Source organism: Vibrio sp. 10N.261.46.A3, assembly GCF_041472995.1.
Classification (GTDB): Bacteria; Pseudomonadota; Gammaproteobacteria; order Enterobacterales; family Vibrionaceae; genus Vibrio; species Vibrio coralliirubri.
The window spans coordinates 33,777-54,634 of the sequence record NZ_JBFRRH010000127.1; the positions used below are offsets into that span (position 1 = coordinate 33,777).

General features: G+C 45.4%; 20 protein-coding genes and 1 pseudogene. 8 read left to right on the forward strand and 13 right to left on the reverse strand.

The annotated features are described in order from the left end of the window. Positions 1–193 precede the first annotated feature (193 nt). Positions 194–1,288: an HDOD domain-containing protein gene (locus AB4484_RS24160; RefSeq protein WP_372080746.1), complete on the forward strand. Its 1,095-nt coding sequence runs from the start codon at positions 194–196 to the stop codon at positions 1,286–1,288. A gap of 101 nt (positions 1,289–1,389) precedes the next feature. Here the strand turns inward: AB4484_RS24160 and AB4484_RS24165 are convergent, their stop codons facing one another. The 6 genes from AB4484_RS24165 to AB4484_RS24190 form a co-directional block, all read right to left on the reverse strand. After that, positions 1,390–1,788 (reverse strand): DUF1090 domain-containing protein, encoded by a 399-nt coding sequence (locus tag AB4484_RS24165; RefSeq protein WP_248365885.1) that lies wholly within the window; start codon positions 1,786–1,788, stop codon positions 1,390–1,392. Positions 1,789–1,940: 152 nt separating this feature from the next. Continuing rightward, positions 1,941–3,461, reverse strand: coding sequence for an SgrR family transcriptional regulator (locus AB4484_RS24170; RefSeq protein WP_372080748.1), 1,521 nt, complete (start codon positions 3,459–3,461; stop codon positions 1,941–1,943). A 10-nt stretch (positions 3,462–3,471) separates the two neighbouring features. Then, positions 3,472–4,482 (reverse strand): Gfo/Idh/MocA family protein, encoded by a 1,011-nt coding sequence (locus AB4484_RS24175; RefSeq protein ID WP_372080750.1) that lies wholly within the window; start codon positions 4,480–4,482, stop codon positions 3,472–3,474. Between the two features lie 113 nt (positions 4,483–4,595). Further along, on the reverse strand, positions 4,596–5,495 hold the full coding sequence (locus AB4484_RS24180; RefSeq protein ID WP_372080752.1) for a homocysteine S-methyltransferase family protein: 900 nt from the start codon (positions 5,493–5,495) through the stop codon (positions 4,596–4,598). A 938-nt stretch (positions 5,496–6,433) separates the two neighbouring features. Beyond that, complete coding sequence (locus AB4484_RS24185; protein WP_372080753.1) at positions 6,434–6,712, reverse strand: type II toxin-antitoxin system RelE/ParE family toxin; 279 nt, start codon at positions 6,710–6,712, stop codon at positions 6,434–6,436. Further along, a complete protein-coding gene (locus tag AB4484_RS24190; RefSeq protein ID WP_017059448.1) occupies positions 6,709–6,993 on the reverse strand; it encodes a hypothetical protein in 285 nt (94 codons plus the stop codon). The genes AB4484_RS24185 and AB4484_RS24190 overlap by 4 nt, the downstream gene beginning before the upstream one ends. A gap of 184 nt (positions 6,994–7,177) precedes the next feature. Here AB4484_RS24190 and AB4484_RS24195 point away from each other — a divergent pair, with 184 nt between their 5' ends. After that, positions 7,178–7,879, forward strand: coding sequence for a biotin/lipoate A/B protein ligase family protein (locus AB4484_RS24195; protein WP_372080755.1), 702 nt, complete (start codon positions 7,178–7,180; stop codon positions 7,877–7,879). A 57-nt stretch (positions 7,880–7,936) separates the two neighbouring features. Here the strand turns inward: AB4484_RS24195 and tsaA are convergent, their stop codons facing one another. Together tsaA and AB4484_RS24205 are read right to left on the reverse strand one after the other, a co-directional pair. Next, positions 7,937–8,338: a tRNA (N6-threonylcarbamoyladenosine(37)-N6)-methyltransferase TrmO gene (gene tsaA, locus AB4484_RS24200; protein WP_372080757.1), complete on the reverse strand. Its 402-nt coding sequence runs from the start codon at positions 8,336–8,338 to the stop codon at positions 7,937–7,939. Positions 8,339–8,371: 33 nt separating this feature from the next. Further along, positions 8,372–9,262, reverse strand: coding sequence for a DMT family transporter (locus AB4484_RS24205; protein ID WP_372080759.1), 891 nt, complete (start codon positions 9,260–9,262; stop codon positions 8,372–8,374). A gap of 119 nt (positions 9,263–9,381) precedes the next feature. Here AB4484_RS24205 and AB4484_RS24210 point away from each other — a divergent pair, with 119 nt between their 5' ends. Beyond that, positions 9,382–9,966, forward strand: coding sequence for a TetR/AcrR family transcriptional regulator (locus AB4484_RS24210; RefSeq protein WP_372080761.1), 585 nt, complete (start codon positions 9,382–9,384; stop codon positions 9,964–9,966). A gap of 131 nt (positions 9,967–10,097) precedes the next feature. On the opposite strand, the gene AB4484_RS24215 is transcribed toward AB4484_RS24210, so the two are convergent. The 3 genes from AB4484_RS24215 to AB4484_RS24225 form a co-directional block, all read right to left on the reverse strand. After that, entirely contained in the window at positions 10,098–10,973 is an 876-nt protein-coding gene (locus AB4484_RS24215; protein ID WP_017087617.1) for a radical SAM protein, read from the reverse strand. A gap of 215 nt (positions 10,974–11,188) precedes the next feature. Then, the gene (locus tag AB4484_RS24220; protein ID WP_372080763.1) at positions 11,189–12,010 is read right to left on the reverse strand and encodes an SDR family NAD(P)-dependent oxidoreductase; all 822 of its coding nucleotides are present in this window, start codon (positions 12,008–12,010) and stop codon (positions 11,189–11,191) included. 210 nt (positions 12,011–12,220) lie between these two features. Beyond that, entirely contained in the window at positions 12,221–13,066 is an 846-nt protein-coding gene (locus tag AB4484_RS24225; RefSeq protein ID WP_048609935.1) for an enoyl-CoA hydratase/isomerase family protein, read from the reverse strand. Positions 13,067–13,393: 327 nt separating this feature from the next. On the opposite strand from AB4484_RS24225, the gene AB4484_RS24230 reads away from it, so the two are divergent. Further along, positions 13,394–14,767: an MATE family efflux transporter gene (locus AB4484_RS24230; RefSeq protein WP_372080765.1), complete on the forward strand. Its 1,374-nt coding sequence runs from the start codon at positions 13,394–13,396 to the stop codon at positions 14,765–14,767. A gap of 9 nt (positions 14,768–14,776) precedes the next feature. Beyond that, positions 14,777–15,691, forward strand: a complete 915-nt coding sequence (locus AB4484_RS24235; RefSeq protein ID WP_104216438.1) for a LysR family transcriptional regulator — start codon at positions 14,777–14,779, stop codon at positions 15,689–15,691. Between the two features lie 127 nt (positions 15,692–15,818). On the opposite strand, the gene AB4484_RS24240 is transcribed toward AB4484_RS24235, so the two are convergent. Next, positions 15,819–17,891 carry an alkyl/aryl-sulfatase gene (locus tag AB4484_RS24240; RefSeq protein WP_372080767.1) on the reverse strand — a complete coding sequence of 691 codons (2,073 nt, stop codon included), beginning with the start codon at positions 17,889–17,891 and terminating at the stop codon, positions 15,819–15,821. A gap of 189 nt (positions 17,892–18,080) precedes the next feature. Here AB4484_RS24240 and AB4484_RS24245 point away from each other — a divergent pair, with 189 nt between their 5' ends. Then, a complete protein-coding gene (locus tag AB4484_RS24245) occupies positions 18,081–18,983 on the forward strand; it encodes a LysR family transcriptional regulator (RefSeq protein ID WP_372080769.1) in 903 nt (300 codons plus the stop codon). On the opposite strand, the gene AB4484_RS24250 is transcribed toward AB4484_RS24245, so the two are convergent. After that, on the reverse strand, positions 18,980–19,879 hold the full coding sequence (locus tag AB4484_RS24250; RefSeq protein WP_372080771.1) for a DMT family transporter: 900 nt from the start codon (positions 19,877–19,879) through the stop codon (positions 18,980–18,982). The genes AB4484_RS24245 and AB4484_RS24250 overlap by 4 nt on opposite strands. A gap of 209 nt (positions 19,880–20,088) precedes the next feature. Between AB4484_RS24250 and AB4484_RS24255 the strand changes: the two genes are divergently transcribed. Both AB4484_RS24255 and AB4484_RS24260 read left to right on the forward strand, forming a co-directional pair. Next, a complete protein-coding gene (locus AB4484_RS24255; RefSeq protein ID WP_048609928.1) occupies positions 20,089–20,478 on the forward strand; it encodes a VOC family protein in 390 nt (129 codons plus the stop codon). A gap of 51 nt (positions 20,479–20,529) precedes the next feature. Further along, positions 20,530–20,847: pseudogene (locus AB4484_RS24260) on the forward strand (hypothetical protein); the annotation flags it as partial. Positions 20,848–20,858: the final 11 nt, after the last annotated feature.

Genomic DNA, 20,858 nt, shown 5'->3' on the forward strand with positions numbered 1-20,858 from the left:
GCATTATGTGTTCGCTCTTTTTGTTTCTGGCGAATACAGGCGGGTTTAGTCTCGCAGCCCGTTGAGTAACAGATCCTATACAGCTGAGAAATTAATGATTCATTTGTCATTGTGTGGTTTATGAATTAACTGTGCGATAATCACCGCCGTTATATATCCCGAACTGTTTGATAATCATCTAGGAGCCGTATTGATGTTTAAAAGGGTATTGCAGGCACTATTCTCACCTTTTGTTGATTCAAAAAACAAACCCTCTGCAGAGCCTGTCCAACAAGAGCAACAACAAACCGTTGCTACTGATTCTGTTCAGTCTTCAATCTTTGTTCCGCCGTCGTCAGCTCAGCCATCATCATTAATCGTCGATAAGACGCTTAGCCTTCACGATGGTGAGTTCCTTGATTATTTGTTTGGAGAGTCTCGTCTTCGAACGGAGTCAGACCCATTTAGTGATTTTGTCGCTTGTCAGATCGAACGTTTGATTCGCTCTCCAAAAGCCTTGCTCAATGAATTGCCAGTGATGCCAGCCTCTGTGACCACATTAATGACAGAATTACAGAGCGATGAGTTTGATGTCGATGCACTGTTAAGAGTGATTGAGCGTGAGCCGAGTATGGCTGCCGATGTGATTAAGTTGGCAAATAGCGCCTTTTACAAACGCAATGAAAAACAGGTTACCGACCTAAAAACAGCATTCCTAAATATGGGTTCTCAAGGGCTTGTTGAAGGGGTGGTGAATAGCTACATGAAGAACTTCACGCCGGGGAACAATATTTACTGGCGTCACTTCGGTGAGAAAATTTGGAATCACAGTGTTCAAACCGCGTCGTTTTCTAAGGAGTTGATGAAAGACTCTTCATCTCAAGAGGATCAAACGGCGGCGTACTTTGTTGGGTTGATTCGAAACTTAGGCAAGATGATCATTTTCCAGATGATGGTAGAAGCCTTCAAGCATGTTGATCCTTCTGTTCCACCTAACTCGTTAGCATTGAAGCGCCTGATGAACAGCTACTCTATTCGCCTGACTTACACTATTGCTAAGTTCTGGGAGCTGCCAGAATCTGTGTTGACCGCAATTGGCTACCAAGAGTCTAGCCGATACGAATGTACGCCACTTGGTCAAGCTGTCTTTGAAGCTAACTACTTGAGTGAGTTGTACTATTTATTGGAAGAACAAACGGTTGAAGTCGAGCAATTTAAGCGTAGATGCAAAGATACGCTAACGTCGCCTGCGGCATACAAAGTGGCAAACCGTATCTATAAAGAGTCTGAATTGGCACTGGTGGGATAATAACGGCTGGCGTTGGCTAGGTTGATTCTGAAGTCGTCATAAAGCGGTATTTTCTAAATGGTCTTACTAAGCAGTAAGACCATTTTTGTTTCAATTATCGATTAAGGGATCTTAGCCAGTTCTTGCTTTAATTTATCGATTTTACGCAGTTCCTTTTCGATCTTACCCTCATACTTTCGAATTTTATCCGCTCTTTCATCTCTTTTTGCTTCTTCTAAGTCGGCTTGGTATTCAGCTAAATCTTGTTCATTGGATTCAATCTTCTCGCGGAGATCATCCTTCAAACCTTCATTAGTGCAGTTCTCTTTCGCGGCTTTCAACGCTTTTGTTAATCGCTCCACCTTGTACTGATTGTCGTACTGTTCCGCTTTCTTTATCTGATATTCGATCTCACAGAACTTCTTTTCACAGCCAGTTAGCGCGTCGCATTGGGTGCTTGCCATGCTGTTAAAAGAGAGTGCGCAAAGAAACAGTAATGAGCCTGTTAGGTGTCGAGTCATGGTTTACCTTCTTATTGGGTCTATTTAGTTTGTGCTTATATTTGTTGAGTCTCACTTCGAGAGTACATTAGCACCCCATTTCTTTGCTATTGGCAGGGGAGTGTTAAAGATAAGTCTCTGTGCCTAATGACTTATTTTGAACACGACTAGATTTACAAATGGCTAATCCACAACTTATCGAGCTCACACCAACCGAAACCATTCACTTGCGATCCGTGTATCTTTTCTGAAACCTCCAAATTGAACGCCTCTTGCTTGAGCTCAACCACAACCCCAGATTCATGCAACCAATGCTTGAGTTCCAACAGTGCATTCATCGCTAACTCAAAGTTGGGTTGGTTTGTTATTGAGGCTAAGCCGTGTTCGATTTTCTCTAGCATCTCAGCAGACAAAGTTAAGTCCTCAAATGGGAAGCGAGTGAAAAAGCTTAACCACGCAGTGAAGGTGTCGTTCTCATCAATAATGCTGCACAACGCGACGTCTTTGGTAGTTAGGTAGTTAGCTAGGTAGTGCCCATATTCCACGCTGGTTTTGTTGTCGCCGGATACTGATAATTGCTCGAAAAGGGTTTGGCATTCAGAGGTGTCTTCAACAGTGAATTCACGAACGGTTTTCGACAACATCGGGCTTTGAATCTTGAAGAAGGTTGAGCCGAAACTCGGTTGAGAAGCATGGTCATCGTTACGCACGGTGGTCGTCTTTTCGGGCAGTTTCACGCACACCTGATTTTGAGCGCAGGCTTTACTCTGTGCCCATTCCGGGTAGACCCACAACTCGACTCGATTGAGAATCGGCGTGCTGTGTGAATAGGCGCTATTACGGCTCAATCTCAACATCTTGCTTGAGAATATGTCTAATGAGAACGCGCCAGATCCAATCAGCCTGTCAGTCGGTGATGAGTGATCAAATACGGAGGCTTCAGCCCTAGCAAGTAAGCGCGGTAAATGCCAATCAGGTTGATTCAATTTCACGACAACCACATTGCCTGCCGAGACAGAGACCTCATCAATATGCTGATAACAGCGACGCCATATTTTGCTTTGGCAGAGCGAGCTAAGGTTGCGTGCTATGTCTTGAGGTTCGAGTGTTCTTCCGTTATGAAAGTGAACACCATTGCGAATCTGAAAGTGCCACTGTGTCGCATCTTGATTAGGCTGCCAATGATAAGCCAGATCCCCGCTGAGTTTGCCGTGCTTAACGGAGGTTAGGCGTTGGCAAACTTGCATAACTAAGAAACGTTCGGTGCGTCTAAGCACGCGTTGAGGGTGAAGAGCCTCGAGTTCTCGGTGAAAGGGGATGTACGCGATATTCTGCGCCGACGGATTGGTATTACTTAGAAAGGCTTGCAACTCAGCGCCAGCATTGCGGCCATTGAAGCTCAAGGTGCTAAAGACCTGTTCTATGTTGCCTGCGTCAGCTTGGGTTTGTGCGTATCGGTAACACGCCTCAATGGGCTCAACCAGACACGTCAGCTGTGCCTTCTTGCTGCGGCCTGAGCTAGCTTGCCACTCAATCCAGCCTTGTGCTGTCATCGCTTTGAGTAAGGTCTGAACGTGACGTTCACTCACGTGCAGCAGTGTGGCCAGTTGGTTGACCTGACAATGTGATACACCAGGCCCAAAAGCCTGAAATATCTTTTCATACAGTTCAAGCTTGCGCTTAAGGTTGCCCAATGTGCTTTTCCTAACGACGAGGTTGAGTTAAATGTGGATAGCCAGAGTCAATCAGTGCGTTTTCCATCGTGTCGAGAACTCGAGAGGTTATCTCTGAGCTTAGGATATTCGATTCAGTTTTGCCTTGAAGGACTAACTCTGAAAAATGGTCGATTTCAAACTCGAACCCATTCCCTTTCACACGGTAGTTGATGGTCGACTTTTGGCCTTGATGTTCAATCTCAATAAAAGCTGGATTCCACCATTTTTCGTGAATGGTGATTTTGGTTTCGGGTCCACTTAAATGTGCTGTTCGGGGAAGGTTTTGCACTGTTGATGCCGATATCTTACCGCTTATATCACCAGAGAATGTAAAGCATGCATTGGTATCAACATTTGCCCCTTGATAAAGACACGACATCTCTACCTGAGGTTTTGAAGGGTTTACATCCAGCGTTCGGCACAGATCGTAAAAGAACCAAAGCCCATAGACCCCAACATCGAGCGTTGCTCCGCCTGACAAATCCGGATTAAAGATAAACAAATCGGGCTCATAGTCGTGCTGGTTGCCAAAGCTGGCTTCGATTGAATCTATCTGAATGTTGTTGTCTACCAAGAATGATTGGAGTTCACGATACGCGGGAAACACCACGGTTTTCATCGCTTCTAACAGCATCACGCCATTTTGCTTGGCAAGGGCTTTCATCTTAAGCCAGTCAGCAAGGTTGGTAAAAGCCGGCTTCTCGACCAATACGTGCTTGTTATTCTTCAGAAACAGTTCAGCGAGTGGCTGGTGGTATGGGTGAACCGTAGCGATGTAAACCGCTTCAACACTGGGGTCACTTGCCATCTCTTCATAAGAGCCATAAGCCTTGTCGCAACCAAACTTGTTGGCGAACGTGACTGCGCGTGTATGGTCTCTAGCAGCAACGGCATACAGCTCACCATGTAAACAGTGCTCTGTGACTGCGGTTGCGAATCGATTAGCTATATTGCCTAGCCCTGCGATGCCCCATTTAATTTTGCGTTGCGTGTCGCTCATCAGTTACTCCAAATCGTTGTTTTGTATCAGTGTACTCAGAGACGCCACATACAAATAGAGAACAGATTTCTCAACCTGTTCTCTATTTATTTTATTCTAGTTGAAGCTCAGGATTAGCTCTGTATTGAGTGTTTCCAATCGGCTAGGGCTTGAATGTGTTTTGGCCCAATGCCACAACAGCCACCGAGGATATTCGCGCCAAGTGCGTGCCAGCGTTTTGCGTAAGCTAAGTAACCTTGGCCATCCAGTTCACGCATCTCCTGAAACATATCATTCGCTTCATGTTCGTTGCTGATAGGCGCAAAGTTATTGGCGTAGACACCAATTTCTAAATTACTGCCTAGCTCATCGATCACTTTCTTGGCATCGATAATGGCTTGGTCCATCACTTCAGGCACTGAGCAGTTAAACATAATGCCTGTCGCGTTTGATTGGCAGGCAAGTTTGATCGCGTCTGTTACGCTCTCGCCTGAACGAATATTGGCAGAATCGCCCTTGGTGTCTTCCAAACTGAATGCGTAATAACAAGGTTTATCTGACTGCTTAAGAACCGCATGAATGGATTCGAATTCTTGCAGACTACAGATGGTTTCCGCTATCCAAAGATCGATGTTTGGATCTTGGGCATCGTAAAGGGTTTGGATGATTGGCGCCGCTTCTTCTACCTTAAACAAGTCTGGTCGGTAGCTGCCAAATGGCGGTGGAATCGCGCCCGCCACTTTCACGGTGTGAGAAGCATTGTCTGCAACTGCTTTAGCCAACTCACCAGACAGTGCGGCTAGTTCAAAACCTCGTTGCTCAAACAGCTCTTCACCCAAATGAAAAGGTACACAGGCGTAGCTGTTAGTGATCAGGATTTCAGCACCGGCATCGACAAAGTTTTGATGTGCTTGGCTGACAAATTCGGGTGCTTCAATCAGCGCTTGAGCACTCCAAAGCGGTTGAGAAAATGGTGCGCCAATTTCTTTGAGTTCTCGGCCCATGCCGCCATCAAGTATGGTTAGTGTTTTCATATTCAATACTATCTAAACAATTGCTGAAGTTCTGCCGCCACCATATCAGACAACCTTGTTAGACAGAAGTTATCAATACTGTGTTGCCCAGAATGAATCATGGCTTAAACAACAGCGGGTTTTAACTATGGTTTAGCATGAATAGAACGATCAACCACTTTTAGAGAGTTAATAAATAGATAACTCAATGGGAAGTTCAGATTGATAATGAGCCTTTCGTAGGAGGTAATGTGTGCGTGAACAATTTCACACTTAAAGTTTAAAGTTTTCTATATATCACTCAGTTGGTTATAGGCAATCTTTTTGATATGTTTAGCGAAAGGGTTTGTGCTCGCACGATACTAAGATTTTATGTTTACAATCACTTTAATTGTTTGACTAAGCTACTAAATTAAAAGAGAATTAAAGTACTCACACAAGGGTTGCGCCCTTGTGTGATAGGGGTGCATTAAGTCTAATAGCGATCTGTGGTCGCTCGTCTGTCTTACGATATAGATATTAGAATTAATGGTTGCACACGCTGCTGTTGTCATTGCAACTGACAACAAAATAATCGTCGTTAGAGATTGCAAACCTCTTTCTGCGCGTGGTGGCCAGCCACGAAAAATCAGGAATTATTTCCTGAGCCGGCTCGGGAGTTATCAGGCAACGAATTGTATGTTTACTGTAAAGACCCGAAACATAATGGTTTCAATCGATATTGCGGCAATTACTAGAGCATTCGCTTTGGTGTTGCTGTTAACGGTATAACCTTTGGCAAGGGTGATGAAAGTCACCCTTTGTCATAAAGCTACCCACTCTACTTCTCTTTCTTCAACTTCACTTGTAAATATAACAAATTGCTCAAGAGTGATTCTGTAAACACGTGCCGAACTCGCTTCGCTCAGACATGGCACACATTCATTCAATGCTTGGCGTTAGTTGCCCAGAGGAAGTAATCAATCCATAGGGAACTTTTGCTTCTGGTGGAATACGCGCATAATTCGGATAATGTCGCCTTCGATCCAATAGGAGACGATCATTGAAATCTCAGGAATTATAAGTAATCGTCCACGAATGCCGTCTCTCTGTACACCCATAAGAGGCTGCTCAAGCAAGTTTTCTACTTTTGTTTCAATGAGGTTGTCAGCGTTCTCTGCCGCATCAGGGTTGAAGTCATAGATAAACTCAAAGATCCTTTCACGATCATTGAGTGATTCTTCTTCCCATAAAATCATTGCTTACCTCGGTTACGGATTCTGGCTTTGCGTTCTTCCATTCGAGATTTAGCAGTTTGGTGTTCAACGAAAACGGATTCTCCTGAGTCAAACTTCTCAAATGCTAGGTTTACTTGTTCAGTTAGCCATGCATCGTGAGATAATGTCTGTCTTTGTTGCTCAGCGAGTTGCTCAGTAAGCTCACGGCAAGCACCACTCAGTGTGCGACCTTGGCTCTCAGCCATCTGTTGAGCTAGGCGTTTTGTTTCTTCATCAACACGAAATTGAATTCTAGTGTCCATGATGTATTCCTTCATTGGTGTGTGTACAAATGTTAGCACTCACCTTTGAGATGGGCAACTGACAAGCTACTATGGCACCAATAACTAAATTTTGGTGCTGTTTCTATCCCATATAGTGCTATCTATAATCAACCATTCCAGAACGTAAAATGGTAGGTCACCACCATCTGTAGAGGAAAGTGCATTGAAGTTAACGAATAAACTCGTACGTTACCCGCACATTGATGTTGATCGTGCGTTTGAAAAAGAAGCTGAATTATTGCAGCAAATTCAGGCGGGTGAGATTGGACAAGCCTTAATGCTGTGGCAAGCAAAAACGCCAACACTCGTTTTGCCCGCAGGTAAAAAGTGGCCAGTGACCGTAGAGTCTAGAAAACAACTCGCGGCACAAGGTTGGCAACTCACCTCACGTAAAACAGGTGGCGCTCCCGTTCCCCAACTGCCGGGGATCATTAACTTATCGCACATTTACCATTGGCCTCGTGATGAAGCCTACAACATCCAAAAAGCGTATCTACATTTATGTGATGTATTAACCCTGTTTTTTAAAGAACTGGGCATCGATGTGGATGTACACGCGACTCCCGGTTCTTATTGTGATGGTGACTACAACCTCAATATCAATAAACAAAAAATAGTGGGTACTGCGCAACGTGTATTGCTTAAACAAGGGGGCGGCCAAATCGTACTTTCGCAAGCTTGTATCTTGTTAGATGTCGACTTAGAAAACATCGTTGCGCCAGTGAGTTTTTATAATCAAGTTTGCGGGAATCCAACCGTGGTCGATGCGCAGGTTCATACTCCCTTGTCCGCGCATTTGACGAGCCTTCCCAACGTAGATTCACTCTTTCAGAGGTTAAGCCAAGCTTTCATCAAGTATGCGTAATGTCTTCCTTTCGTTAACGCACAGCTCGCTTTTGGTTTAGGAAGGCCAACTTCTCGCTTATCCTTTCTCTCTATAGATCGCCGGCTTGATATCCAACAGTGGTGTGTTGTTCAAGCAATCTAAGCCTCTCACGGTTACGGTGCCATTCTCGACTTTTTCAATCGGTAGCACGGCGGCACCAATTGGGTTTGGTCTGTGCGGTGAGCGCAGTGCGAAGGTGCCTCTGGTCGGCGTTTCGTCATTCCTGCTTTGTACCAATTCATCTCGGTTAGCGCCTTCTAGCCAATAGAGAATCAGGATGTGGTCGCCAGTGTTTAAGCCCAGTAAGCCTTGCTGATAAACGTCATCTAAGATGATTTCACAGATCGGACCGTTGTCCGGTTGGATGTTATTCGGACACTCCGAAACCGAGTGATAAGGCGTGGTAATTCGGCCAATAAATTTCAGTTCTGCAGCCATATTTAGCTCCTATTAGTCTCTTTATTAATCGATTTATTTGTCATCGTTTTTCATGGTCACTAAGGTGTAGATGAAGATCGTAATCAAGATCACCACACCGCCGATAATACTGGTCATTGGTGGGATCTCAGTGAAGAAGATAAACGCCCAAACTGGTGCTAACACAGTTTCCAACATCAGAGTCATTGATACCTCTGGCGCGGTAATGTGGCGCGTTGCGACCATAGATAACACTCTGCCGACAGGAGCCGTAAACAAGCCCATCATGCCCATGATTAACCACGTTTCAACGCTGTAGCTTGATGGAGTTGCGAAGAAAAACATCACAACCGCTAGCAACAAACCACCTAGGCCCACACTCGCCAATCGGCTGACGTCTTGATATTTACGCAGCAAGGTAAACATCATAGATAAACAGATCACTGCGAATACCGCTAAAGCATCACCCATCCAATTACCTGAAGAAAACGAACCCGAAACGACAATCGTAATACCAATCATCACCGCAACAATGGCAACCAAAGTCGATCGACTAGTGGCTTCTTTCAAGATCAACCAGCTGAAAATAGCCGCAACAGCAGGGGCCGCACTGAGGATCACAAAGGTATTGGCAATCGAGGTCATCTTAATGCTGAACACCAAGCCTGAGGCACTGCCGAGCATAAGAATACCCGCTGCCAACAATGGCCAACCGCTCTGTACGACTGCTTTTCGGATTCCACGTTTGTCGTTGAACTTAAGCAAAATCGGCATCGAGATTGCGCTGAATAAGCCGAACAGAAAGGCAGTATCGAATCCGCTGACACCGGCATAACGAATGAAGATGGGATCAATACTCATTAATACGGCACCTGCGATCGCGAGGGTAAAGCCGAGGGTTCGTGTGCTTCTTGCTTCAGTTTTAGGGAGGTTCATTGTCGTCATTTCTCTATCCAATTATTTGTTATCAATAAATCATACTGGTGAGTATGATTTTAAAAATTGGTTGAGTCAATACAAATCATACTTTAAAGTATGATCTCTGTTTTGGGGTGGATGAAGTAATGAGCAAGATTGAGCAGAACAAAGAGAAGAAACGACTCGCGATTTTAAAAGCGGCGAAGGAGATATTCCTCGCGGAAGGCTATGTGCAAACCAGCATGGACCGAGTCGCTAGTGAAGCGAAAATGACCAAGCAAACGCTTTATCGTTACTTCTCTTCTAAAGATGTGTTGTTTGAAGCGACGTTAAGACAAATGGGTAGCCAGACAGACGATAAGTTGGTGGTGCATTTGCAACACGCCGATACTCGACAAGCGCTATTGGGCTTCGCAAAAGACTTCGTTTTGTTTCACCTTTCGAGCGAGCATATTGCGACCTTTAAGCTGTTGATAGCAGAAGGCAGCAAGTCTCCAGAATTGGTCAGTCGCTGTATGGACGTTGGCCCAGATGATACCGATCGAGTGCTTGCTCAGTTTTTCAACGAGCGATTCGATATTGAAGAACCACAAACCAAAATTAAGCTGTGGCTTGGTATGGTGATGAGTGTCAGAGAGGGTGTGTTGATGGGAATGCCTGCACCCACAGAACAAGAGATTACAGCTCACGTTGAAGCGAGTACTGACTTGTTGTTAGCGGCTTTGGCTTAGGTAGGGCTGTGAATCTGAAAAAGTAAGATATACGTTAGGCGCTGCTGGACTTTGATTATTCCATAATTTGGAGCTGCAACGCCTGTCGTTTGGTCTGTTTACGTTTACTGTTTACGAATTAAATCGAGCTATTACCAAGCAAAGGTTTTAATGACGTTTTGCTTAGTGATTGGGTTGTGAGCGATGTCTTGATTGATCTTATCAAGAAACGGCTTGCGAGCCTGAGGCAACATGCCACGCATTGGTGAGATGTTATTGCCGTGGTCGCCCCAGTAGTAGCAATCGAAATCTTCTAGGTTTTCGAGTAAGTATTTTTCTTCTTCCAGAATCTGCAATGGCGTTGGTAAAACAAACTCGCCACGGTTTACTTCTTTTTCCAACACCGATCCCGGTTGAACGGCTAAAGCCATTGGTGCAATCGCATCCGGCTGCATGATGTTCAGTAAGCTGGTGGTATTAATCGCATGCTCGACAGAACGCTCTTTGCCGCCAAGACCAAAGATGAAAGAAGCCAGCACCTTGATGTCTGCTTCACGGGCTAGGTTCATACCTTCAATTGCATGCTCACGCGTCATGCGCTTTTGAATACGTTCAAGCACAATTGGGTCACCGGACTCCAAGCCTGAATAGGCCATGCTTAAACCTGCCGACTTAATCTCTTTTAATTCAGACAAGCTCTTACGACGGAAGTCATTGAACCCTGAATACAGAGAAATATTCTTGATCTCTGGGAAGGTGATTTTGATGTAATCCAGAATCGAAATCAGCATCTCGGTTCTAATCGCCATCACGTTACCATCGACTAAAAAGATAGACTCTACATGCGGGTAGATCTTTCTCGCTGCATCAATATCTTCAAAGATGTCTTTGATGTCTCTTACTTTGAAACGCTTATCATCAAACATCGTGCAGAAGGTACATTGGTTGTTACTGCACCCCAATGTTGTCTGGATGAGTACGCTCTCTGCTTCCATCCAAGGACGATAAACTTTACCTTCAAAACGCATAAATGCTCCTCGGCCGTAGCCTGTGTTGTTTCGACGAGAGCAAGTTTAGCAATCTGCATCTTGGGTGATAATTGGGCAAAGCGGGGAATCAGTATTAAAGAAATTTTAATAATCGAAAGAGTGCGCAGTTCTTTGTCTGTATGGATAGAACTGCGGCTTGGATTGTGTGTGTGGGGGGGGGGGGAAGTGTTAGTGGTATTTTTACTAATGAATGATCAGTGCGCAACGCACAGCTTTTCTTCGAGCAATTGATCAAGCACGGTCACCAGCTTGTGGTTCTTGGTGTTGTCTAATGCGTCGGCGTGTGGGTCTTTGAACAACCCAGAATCATTATCAAAATATTTACCGGAAGCGTTGGCAAACTCATCACTGAGCGCAGCACGACAAAGAATATCGGCTCCAATCGCCAGATCGTTTCCATCAACGCCATAAGCATCTTTCACCAGTTTACTGCCAAGGAAAGAGGCTGGGTTTACAGGGATAATTGCAGTGCCTTTGTCTAAAAGAGTATTGGCTAATTCGATGGACCACATCGTTAGCGCGAGCTTACTTTGTGCGTAAACCGGACCATCAAGTTCCCCCGCATTCGGGCTAATCAATGCATCTAAATCTACGGGTGCTTGGGCTGCTGAAGATAGGTTGACGATACGACCTGTCGCATCAAAAAGAGGAAGCAGCTTTTGTGTCAGTAGATACGGCGCAATGGTGTTTACGACAAAACGCACATCAAGATTGTCTGGAGTGGTGATGTCCGACACCTTATACACACCTGCGTTGTTAATGAGTATATCGAGTCGTTTGTGATCGCTTTTGATTTGGGTTGCGAGCGCCTCAACTTCAGAGAGCGTCGATAGGTCTGCGATGTAGCTTTCGATGATTGCATTCTTAGACAGGCGAGACAAAGCGGTCACGACTTTATTGACCTTAACTGGGTTGCGGCCATGAATCAGAACATGGTGCCCTTGCTGCGTTAGTGCTTTTGCGGTCTCTAAACCGATGCCATCCGTGGCCCCTGTGATCAGAATTATTTTTTGCATGTTCCGTCCTTCAAAAAATAGTTTGAACAACGTTATAACAAAGATTAATGACACATAGTTGCATTTGGCTCACAAGCTGAAGACTCAAATGTGAGTCTATGGGGCAAATAATGACCATTTTAACACTTGGTGGGTAACCGTTGGCGTGTAAGCATTAAGTAAGACAATGGGTCAGTTTGTGGCTGACCCAAATTAAGAGAAGTGAACGAACTATTTGATGTCTTGAACGTTCATAACCAGAGTTTCCCAGTTACGTTGGTTTTCCATATCGTGCTCTAGGCCTTGCTCATCGGCAATTTGGAAGCGCTTAACCGCAGGTGTTTTGCTGGTGGCTTGATACAACCAGTAGGCCTCTGCTTTGAGTGCTTCGTCGATCGGTTTATCGATAGACTCGTACACCGCTTGCTTACATGCATTGATCGATTCGGCAGGGAATTGAGCGATTCGTTTGGCAAGAGTATCGACGTATTCGCCAATTTCATCCGGTTCTAGTGCCTTGTTGATGGTGCCGTATGCTTCGGCTTCGTCAGCATCAAAGTCTCGTGCACTTAGGACGATTTCGAGTGCGCGACCTAAGCCGACTTGGCGCGCCATACGTGATGCGCCGCCACCACAAGGAAGGATGCCCATACCCACTTCCATTTGCATGAATTTGTATTTACCACGAGCCGCGAATCGCATGTCACACGCCAGTGCAAATTCGTGGCCTCCACCTCGAGCGAACCCTTCAAGCTTGGCAATGGTGGCTTGTGGCAGTTTGCTGATTCTTTCTAGCACCACTTGCAGGTCGAGTAACTTCGCTTCTTCACGAGAAACGGCTTCTGTCGACATGTCTTTTAATAGATTAGTGTCGTAGTGGCAGACCCAAACTTCAGGGTTTGCTGACTGAAATACCACGACCTTGATGTCACGATCGCGCTCTAGTCTCATTGCTAAACCATTGAGGTCGGCAAGCATCTCTTGCCCTTGAACATTCACAGTACCGAAGTCAAAAGTGACGGTAAGAATTCCATCCTCGGCTTGAGCTTTAAACGTTGTATAACCTTGATATGCCATTTCCATATTCCTTCTGAGAGATTTCATTTCAGCCTATTCAGTGTGAATGCGACCTAAATTCAGGCTAGCGAGGAATGTTCGAACCAACAATTAACCATTAAACGAAACACTATTAACGAATTATTAAGAGTGTTGGCGCGTTTGATAATTTCAATTTATTCAGTGTCTTAGATGGATATTTTAACGTTGAAGGTATTTTGCTAATTCGATTGTCAACGAAATCTAAAAACTCATTCCTTGTCTGGCGCTCTTATCCTTTTCATTTAGCTTCGTATACTGCTCAACTAGGTAATTAGCCCCAAGGTACAGACAAGAGTGAACCGACTTATGCAGATGAGATCCGCGACTTTGAAAACCATTATTGAGAAAACGCTGCCACTGACGCTGGGTGTGTTTGCGATCATGATGGTTCAATTGGTCGATTCGATCTTTATTGGTCAGCTAGGGGTGAATGAATTGGCGGTTCACGGTATCACCTTGCCATTTCAAGCGGCGTTTACCGGGGTTCAAGTGGGCATCGGTGTGGCGGCAACGTCCATTATTTCTCAAGCGGTAGGGGCAAAAGAGCAACGTAAATCCACCTCAATTGCCACGCTGTCGGTCGGATTTGGAGTCTTGGTGATTGCTTTGATCTGCATCGGGCTGATTGTTTTTAGCGATTCTGTATTTGCGTCGTTTGTGAATGATGTCTCTGACGCTCAATATCAATCCATGCTGTCTATTTTTAATGTGTACTGGCCGCTGTGGCTGTTCAGTGCATTGATGGTGGCGGTGCTTTATTTGGCCACCTGCGTTTATCGTGCTAATGGGGATACTAAAACAACCGGCAGCATGTTCTTGGCTGCTAGCGTGATTAACCTAATTCTCGACCCTATTCTGATCTTTGGATTGGATATGGGCATCGCAGGGGCGGCGATCGCATCGAGCATTGGCTACGCATTCGGCGCAATCTACATGTTAATTAAGTCTCGCGGCAAAGGTTGGTTTGGCTTCAATGGCGCGTGCAGTAATCGAATCAAAGGCTACAGTTTTGAGTTATTCAAGACGGTAATGCCAACCACTGCGAATCAGATATTACCTGCGGTCAGCGCGTTCTTCTCAATGCTTTTGATTGCGAGAATCGGAACCGATGAGATGGCTTTTTGGAGCCTACTCGCCCGTGTTGAAAGTTTTATGTTGGTATTTTCTCTTGCTCTGACCATGTCTATCCCGCCTATGATTGGTCGTTACCTAGGGGCACAGCAGCGATGCAAAATCCCAGAGCTATTGAATACAACAGCGAAGTTCTTACTGGTTTTGCACACCGTGATGGCAGCATTGCTGGCGCTGTTTAGTGGCTGGATTATTCCTGTTATCTCGGAAGAACAAAGCATACGCAGCTGGTTTGAAGTGACCTTGTTATTTATACCGTTCAGCTATGGCCCGCTTGGGCTTTGCATGTTGGTTGCGTCGGCTTTTAATGCCTTGGGTGTGCCTCGTAAAGCTTTGAATGTCTCTTTCTTACGCTTGTTTGTTTTCTACATTCCCGCTTTATGGCTCGGCTCGATAACTGGAGACATGATCAATGCGGTTATTGCTGCGACAGTCGCCAATGTTTTAGCGGGTGCTTTTGCATGGTTTAAGCTTAATGCCTATATTAAAACTCACATTATCCCTCGTGCCGCTGCGGCCAATAAGCAGCGTGTACTCAGCGCAGGCTAGCCATTATTGATGAACATTGAACATCTAAAATTGTTTGTGCGACTCGCGTCTACGCACAATATAAGTCAAGCAGGACAAGAGCTTGGGTTGTCACCTCCGGTAGCCAGTATTCATATCGGAAAGCTCGAAGAGAGCCTAGGTGCACGTCTTGTGCATCGCACCACGAGAAAGGTTTCCCTGACCGAAGAAGGCATGGCATTTCTTCCTCACGCCAAGCAAATCCTTTTGAGTGTCGAAGCGGGGGTAGCCTCTGTCGGAACCGGTAATGAATTACCCAAAGGGGTGTTGCGAATATCTGCACCTTCTTCGTTTGGTCGGATGCATGTTATGCCAGCGCTAAAAGGGTTTTTGGCTAAGTATCCAGATCTGTCGGTGGACATTTCACTCAGTGACTCAATCGTCGATCTGGTCGATGGTGGCTTTGATGTAGCGATTCGTAATGCGGAGCTACAAAACTCAAGCCTGATCGCTCGTAAGCTCTCTACTGATAAGCGTATTCTGTGTGCGTCGCCAGAATATTTGGCAGTTCATGACTATCCGAAAACACCAGAAGACCTCAAGCAACATCAATGTATCAATCAAACCGGCTTAGAAGGTTGGACGTTCGATACACCAGAAGGCGATGTCACCATCAAGAAGAAAGGTGCTATCCGCGTCGATCACGGTGAAGCGGTAAGGGATCTGTGTGTCGATGGCTTGGGCATTGCCATGTGTGCGACTTGGATTGCTTATAAGCAGCTCGCGGAAGGTTCGCTGGTTGAGGTGTTACCGGATTACCCTTTAAAGGATGAGGCGGCTATCTGGGCGGTATACCCGAGTGCTCAGTTACTTGCACCTAAGGTACGCGTATTTATCGACTACTTTGTGCAATATTATGGTTCACCTTCTTATTGGGATTGTGAAGTAAACGGTCAAGCTGAGTAGCGTCTAAGAGACACTCATTGAGAACAAATAAGAAAGCCCCGACCAAAAGGTAGGGGCTTGTTTTTATGTTCTTTATAGAACGTTTTTCTAGCTAACTGCTGTTGTTTTTATTTAGTGTATCCGGCGTTTAATGAGCGTGTACCGCTGAATCTTGGTATAGCTCGGCATCAACTTCTTCGCCTTTGTTTGGACGTGGCACAATCTCAAAAGAGGTGTCAGCTTCTGTCAGTGAAGACAGCAGTTTGTTAAGCGATGTTTTGTCACCTTTCACTCCTGCTTGTCCGTCTTCTAACAGTTTTCCAAGGCTTGTTTTCTTAAGCACGATGTCAGACACGTCAGACTTATTGATGATCAGTGTCGTATCAGCGTCTTGTAACTCGTTCACTTGAATGTTGTTCAGGTTACCGTTAGACATCTCAACGTAGTAGAACTCTTTCACATCAGGCAACTGAATATTCAACGTAAATGGTGTTTCTTGTGCTTTTAGCGAATCCACTTTTACGGCTAAGTAATCGAGTAGGTTTTCAATCGTCATGTTCGCCAACACATCCGGAGATGCAGTTTTTGGTGCGCCTGGTTGTGTTCCAATGCGAAGCTCTTGAGCGCCGGTTAGGTAGATGTTTCTCCAACCTGCACCTTCTGATTGATAACCCAATTGCTCATAAGTATCTGCCAATAAGCCACGCGCAACTTTGTTCTCTGGTTCTGCTTGAATCACCTTATTCAGTGCTGTTGCAACGAAGCGGTATTCGCCTTCTTGGAAGTCTTTCTGCGCTTTTTCAATCACAGCGTCGCTGCCGCCCATGTACTCAACAAACTTCACTGACTCTGGCTTGATTGGTAGTGGGTTTAGGTTAGCTGGGTTCATGTCGAAGTAACCAAGGTACATGTTGTACACAGCGCGAGCATTGTGAGAGTAAGTACCGTGGTAACCGTTGGTGTGCCAAGACTGTTGAATGCTGTCTGGCATGACCTTGTAAATCTCGTCCCCGATGTCTTGTAGAACCACACCGTTATTGGCTAAGCGAAGCGTTTGGTTATGAGTAAAACCGTAAGCGTCACGCTGCATTTTTAGGTAATCAGAGATCTCTTGTTCGCCCCAGATTGGCGATGAGTGAGACGCAAACAGCACCTCAGTATCTTCCCCCCAAGTGACTAACATCTCGTTGATCTTCTTAGACCATTTCAAGCCGTCACGTACTTTAGCGCCACGCAGCGTGTACAGGTTATGCATGCCTTGGTAAGTCAGCTCGCCAGTCCAAAGTGCTTTCATGCTTGGAATATACGTCACCATTTCAGAGGCCGCTTCGGTACCTGAAGCATCCATGAATTGCATTTCTAGGCCGTCAATAACCAGAGTTTCAATCTCTTCGTTATGGTTCAGCTCGTAGTCTGGCAGTACGTAAGTAATGCTACCGGTTGATAGGCCTTTCGACAGTGCAGCATCAACAATACCGTGCTCGTGTCGGTTCAGGGTTGCACCATACTGATAAGCGGTACGACGAGACATTGCATTACCCGCCAATACGTTTTCGTCGACGATCTCTTTAGTAATGTTTTTCGAACCGTACACTTTTACATCTGGGTATGCGTCTTTGATTGCTCTTGCGCCACCAAAGTGATCAGCGTGCGAGTGAGAGTAAATCATAGCAACGACGGGCAGTTCGCCGCCATCAGGCACATTGCTCTTGAAGAATTTGAGTGATTTAGCGGCCGCTTCTTTGGTAAGAAGAACGTCGTAAGCGATCCAACCGTTGTCACTACGAATGAAAGAGATAGACGCTAAGTCAGCACCTCGAACTTGGTAAACTTTACCCGGAACAACTTCATATAAGCCTTCTGCTGCTTGGTTCAATACCGCTTGGCGCCACAGTGAAGGGTTTACTGAATCTGGTGCTTGGTCTGCATTCGTCACACTTGGGTCGATAAAGTTAAAGCTATTGCGAATGATGTCGCCCGTCTCTTGATCAAAGCTAGCAATCAGACCCTTGTTGTTATTGTCGAAAGCACGAGTGTCGGCAAAGTTAAGTGTTTTTGCGAACTCTTGGTTTGCTTTGGTGGTCATCTCGGTTGCGCTTTTGCCACCTTGGTCGCCAATTTCGCTGAAGTGTGCGTGATCATGGTTAGCTGCAACTGCTGGGAATGCCAGCGAGATAGCTAGGAATAGTGATGCGTTTTTGAACGTGCGAGAAGTTGTCATAAGAGCCTCTTCATTTCAGAATTTTGTTTCGTTGAGGCGATTATAGGAATAAGACATATAGCAAAAAATAAAGTAAGCTTTATTTAACACATCACGAACTGTTATGTGTTGTATGCTTAAAAGTAGCAGATTGAAGCGAAAAGCTTGTCGCATACCCAATGCGAGTGCACCTAAACATGGAGAGTGACCGTGAGTGATGTTGAAAAGTTAGATCTAAATTTACTGAGCGTATTTTTGGAAGTGTATCGACTGCAGTCGATCACCTTGGCATCTGAATCGCTTGGTATGACTCAGCCTGGAGTGAGTGGGGCATTGAAGCGACTGCAATCTCAACTCGATACCGACCTGTTTATTCGTGAAGGGCGCGGGATTATTCCGACTAACGCTGCGGTGCAATTAGCAAACCGAGTGGAACCGGCTCTTGAAGGCATAACCAGTGCAGTCAGCACCTTAAAGCAGTTCGATAATCAGCAGCATCATGTGTTTCGAATTCTGGTGAATGAGATCGGCTTAACCAAGCTTCAACCCCTTGTCGAGCAAGATGAAACGTTGGGGAATATCTCTATCGAGTTCAATATGGTGCCGAACAACGAAGAAGAGCTTCTTCAGAGCTTAAGCATGCAGCAAGCTGATCTAGCGATTGATATCCATTACCCGCAAGTGAATGGATATATGAAGCAGCCGATGATTGAAGATGAGTTGGTGCTGATAGCTCGAAAGGGGCATCCGAGAATCAATGGCTCTGTGACGCAAGAGCAATATTACACCGAAAAGCACGTTACTTTTAGAATGCGTCGAACCCGTTTATACACGGCAGATTACTTTACCAAGTCGCCACTGAAACAGAGAAAAGTGAGTGCCGAGTGTGACTCGCTGATGACCATGTGTGTGCTGGTATCGGGCTCAGATTGTGTCGGCAGTACGTCGCGTGATTTTGCCAATCAATTTTCCGAACCCTTCCAGCTTCAAGTGCTTGATCAGCCGTTCGAAATATTGCCGATGCAGCAATACATGATCTGGCATAAAAGAACCGATTTGAATCCTGCTCATCAGTGGTTGAGAAACAAGATTCAACAATACATGGTTGATTAACGAGCCGCTCTTGCCGCTCGTTTTTGTTTGGCGCTCTCTATCATCTTAGAAGGCGTCATACCGGTCACTAACATGGTGCCGGTAATAACCAGAACCGATCCGAAAATGGTGTTCAGGCCAATCGCTTCGTCTAAGAAAAGGTTGCCCCACAAGATGCCAAACACTGGAATCAAAAAGGTAACAGACAGAGCCGAAGGCGCACCCAGTTCAGAAACGAGATTGAAGTAAAGCAAGTAAGCAAGCCCAGTACACACGGCGCCTAATAAGATCACTGATGTGGTGATGGTTAGATCCGGAGCCTCTCTCATCGGCATGAAAAAGACAAACGGCAACACGATTAATACCGCCGCCCACATGCTGCCATGAGCATTGTTGAATGCCTCAACTTTGGGTGCTTGTTTGGTATAGTTTGACGCGACTCCGTAACTAAAGGCCGCCATCACCGCCGCAAAGATTGGAAGCACAGCCTCACGGCCAATGTTCATCGCATCCCAACCGACCAACACGCCAACTCCCGTTACCCCAATCCCAAGCCCTAATAGAACACGCGCCTCGAGTGTAGTTTTGGTCCATATCGCACCGATGATTGCCGCCCAAATTGGCGCTGTCGAGTTCAAGATGGCGAGTGTCGAGGCGTTCAGTGTCTGCGCGGCATAAGCGAACAGTAAAAAGGGAACTGCGGTATTAAACAACCCAAGAATAAAGAAGTGTTTAGCGTGAGTGTTGAACGTCAGCTTTTTTCTTAAATACAAAGACACCAACAGTAGCGTGATTGCTGCAAATAGTACTCTTGCTTCAATCAACACTGCTGGGCCCAATGGATTAGCGGCAATTCTCATGAACAGAAACGAACCGCCCCATATCGCAGCGAGAGTTATTAATTTTAGAAAGTTCACGGCGTATATCTCAGAATGTGTAAAACACCGACTATTGATCAAAGCTATATATTACACAAGCTTAGATATTAATACTGTGCAGCTAATTGTTGTGATTTTGATAACCAAACGGCTCGCTAAATAGGAACACTTTTGATGAATTCTGTTCTGTTTATCCTTCCTGATTTGGCGGGTAATCTAGCGTTAGACATCAAACTTAGGCAAACAAAATGAAGATTGAACACATCGCAATTTGGACCAAAAAACTCGAAGTTTTGAAGAGATTTTACGAAGACTATTTCGGTGCGACATCGAACTCAAAATATCACAACCCAACCAAAGGGTTTTCTTCGTACTTCCTCTCATTTGAAACTGGAAGCCGCCTAGAGATCATGGAAATGGATTCGGTGCCTGAATCGAAAGATGACATCTATGATCAGTTTACAGGCTTTGTTCATATGGCTATTTCATTGGGGTCGGAGCAAGCGGTCGATGCACTCACTCAACGCTTGGTCGAAGACGGCTATGAGCGCTTAGATGGCCCAAGAAGAACAGGCGATGGCTATTATGAGAGCTGTGTACTCGATCCTGATGGTAATCGTTTGGAACTTACCGTTTAATGTAGAGACTTAATTGAGTTACTCATCTACTAACGGAACTGAGGTATGACAATGATGAAGCGTGCTGTGACTTTCCTTTTTAGTCTTGGGCTTATGGGATGTGCTACCTCAGAACCGGCGTATGAGCAGGAGACGGACGCGAAACCTGAACCATCACAACCCATAGGTTACCTTGGTTTTAAAGCTCACCAAGAATGGGCTATTCAATTCAATGATTGCACGGTCTACGATTTAATCGGTGCACAACCTTACCAGTGGTTTGATCGCACCTCAGCCTCTGTGAGCTGTTATACGTTTAAGCCAAATGATGCCATCGAGCCATTATCAGTCTATGCCAACGCAAACTTCGACAGCAATAAGCTATACCCGTGATCATTGAA

Excerpts from the sequence above, each read along its gene's own strand:
- AB4484_RS24160 (WP_372080746.1), top strand. The coding sequence starts at position 194 with ATGTTTAAAAGGGTATTGCAGGCACTATTCTCACCTTTTGTTGATTCA.
- AB4484_RS24165 (WP_248365885.1), bottom strand. The coding sequence starts at position 1,788 with ATGACTCGACACCTAACAGGCTCATTACTGTTTCTTTGCGCACTCTCT.
- AB4484_RS24175 (WP_372080750.1), bottom strand. The coding sequence starts at position 4,482 with ATGAGCGACACGCAACGCAAAATTAAATGGGGCATCGCAGGGCTAGGC.
- AB4484_RS24180 (WP_372080752.1), bottom strand. The coding sequence starts at position 5,495 with ATGAAAACACTAACCATACTTGATGGCGGCATGGGCCGAGAACTCAAA.
- AB4484_RS24185 (WP_372080753.1), bottom strand. The coding sequence starts at position 6,712 with ATGATTTTATGGGAAGAAGAATCACTCAATGATCGTGAAAGGATCTTT.
- AB4484_RS24190 (WP_017059448.1), bottom strand. The coding sequence starts at position 6,993 with ATGGACACTAGAATTCAATTTCGTGTTGATGAAGAAACAAAACGCCTA.
- tsaA (WP_372080757.1), bottom strand. The coding sequence starts at position 8,338 with ATGGCTGCAGAACTGAAATTTATTGGCCGAATTACCACGCCTTATCAC.
- AB4484_RS24205 (WP_372080759.1), bottom strand. The coding sequence starts at position 9,262 with ATGACGACAATGAACCTCCCTAAAACTGAAGCAAGAAGCACACGAACC.
- AB4484_RS24210 (WP_372080761.1), top strand. The coding sequence starts at position 9,382 with ATGAGCAAGATTGAGCAGAACAAAGAGAAGAAACGACTCGCGATTTTA.
- AB4484_RS24215 (WP_017087617.1), bottom strand. The coding sequence starts at position 10,973 with ATGCGTTTTGAAGGTAAAGTTTATCGTCCTTGGATGGAAGCAGAGAGC.
- AB4484_RS24220 (WP_372080763.1), bottom strand. The coding sequence starts at position 12,010 with ATGCAAAAAATAATTCTGATCACAGGGGCCACGGATGGCATCGGTTTA.
- AB4484_RS24225 (WP_048609935.1), bottom strand. The coding sequence starts at position 13,066 with ATGGCATATCAAGGTTATACAACGTTTAAAGCTCAAGCCGAGGATGGA.
- AB4484_RS24230 (WP_372080765.1), top strand. The coding sequence starts at position 13,394 with ATGCAGATGAGATCCGCGACTTTGAAAACCATTATTGAGAAAACGCTG.
- AB4484_RS24235 (WP_104216438.1), top strand. The coding sequence starts at position 14,777 with ATGAACATTGAACATCTAAAATTGTTTGTGCGACTCGCGTCTACGCAC.
- AB4484_RS24240 (WP_372080767.1), bottom strand. The coding sequence starts at position 17,891 with ATGACAACTTCTCGCACGTTCAAAAACGCATCACTATTCCTAGCTATC.
- AB4484_RS24255 (WP_048609928.1), top strand. The coding sequence starts at position 20,089 with ATGAAGATTGAACACATCGCAATTTGGACCAAAAAACTCGAAGTTTTG.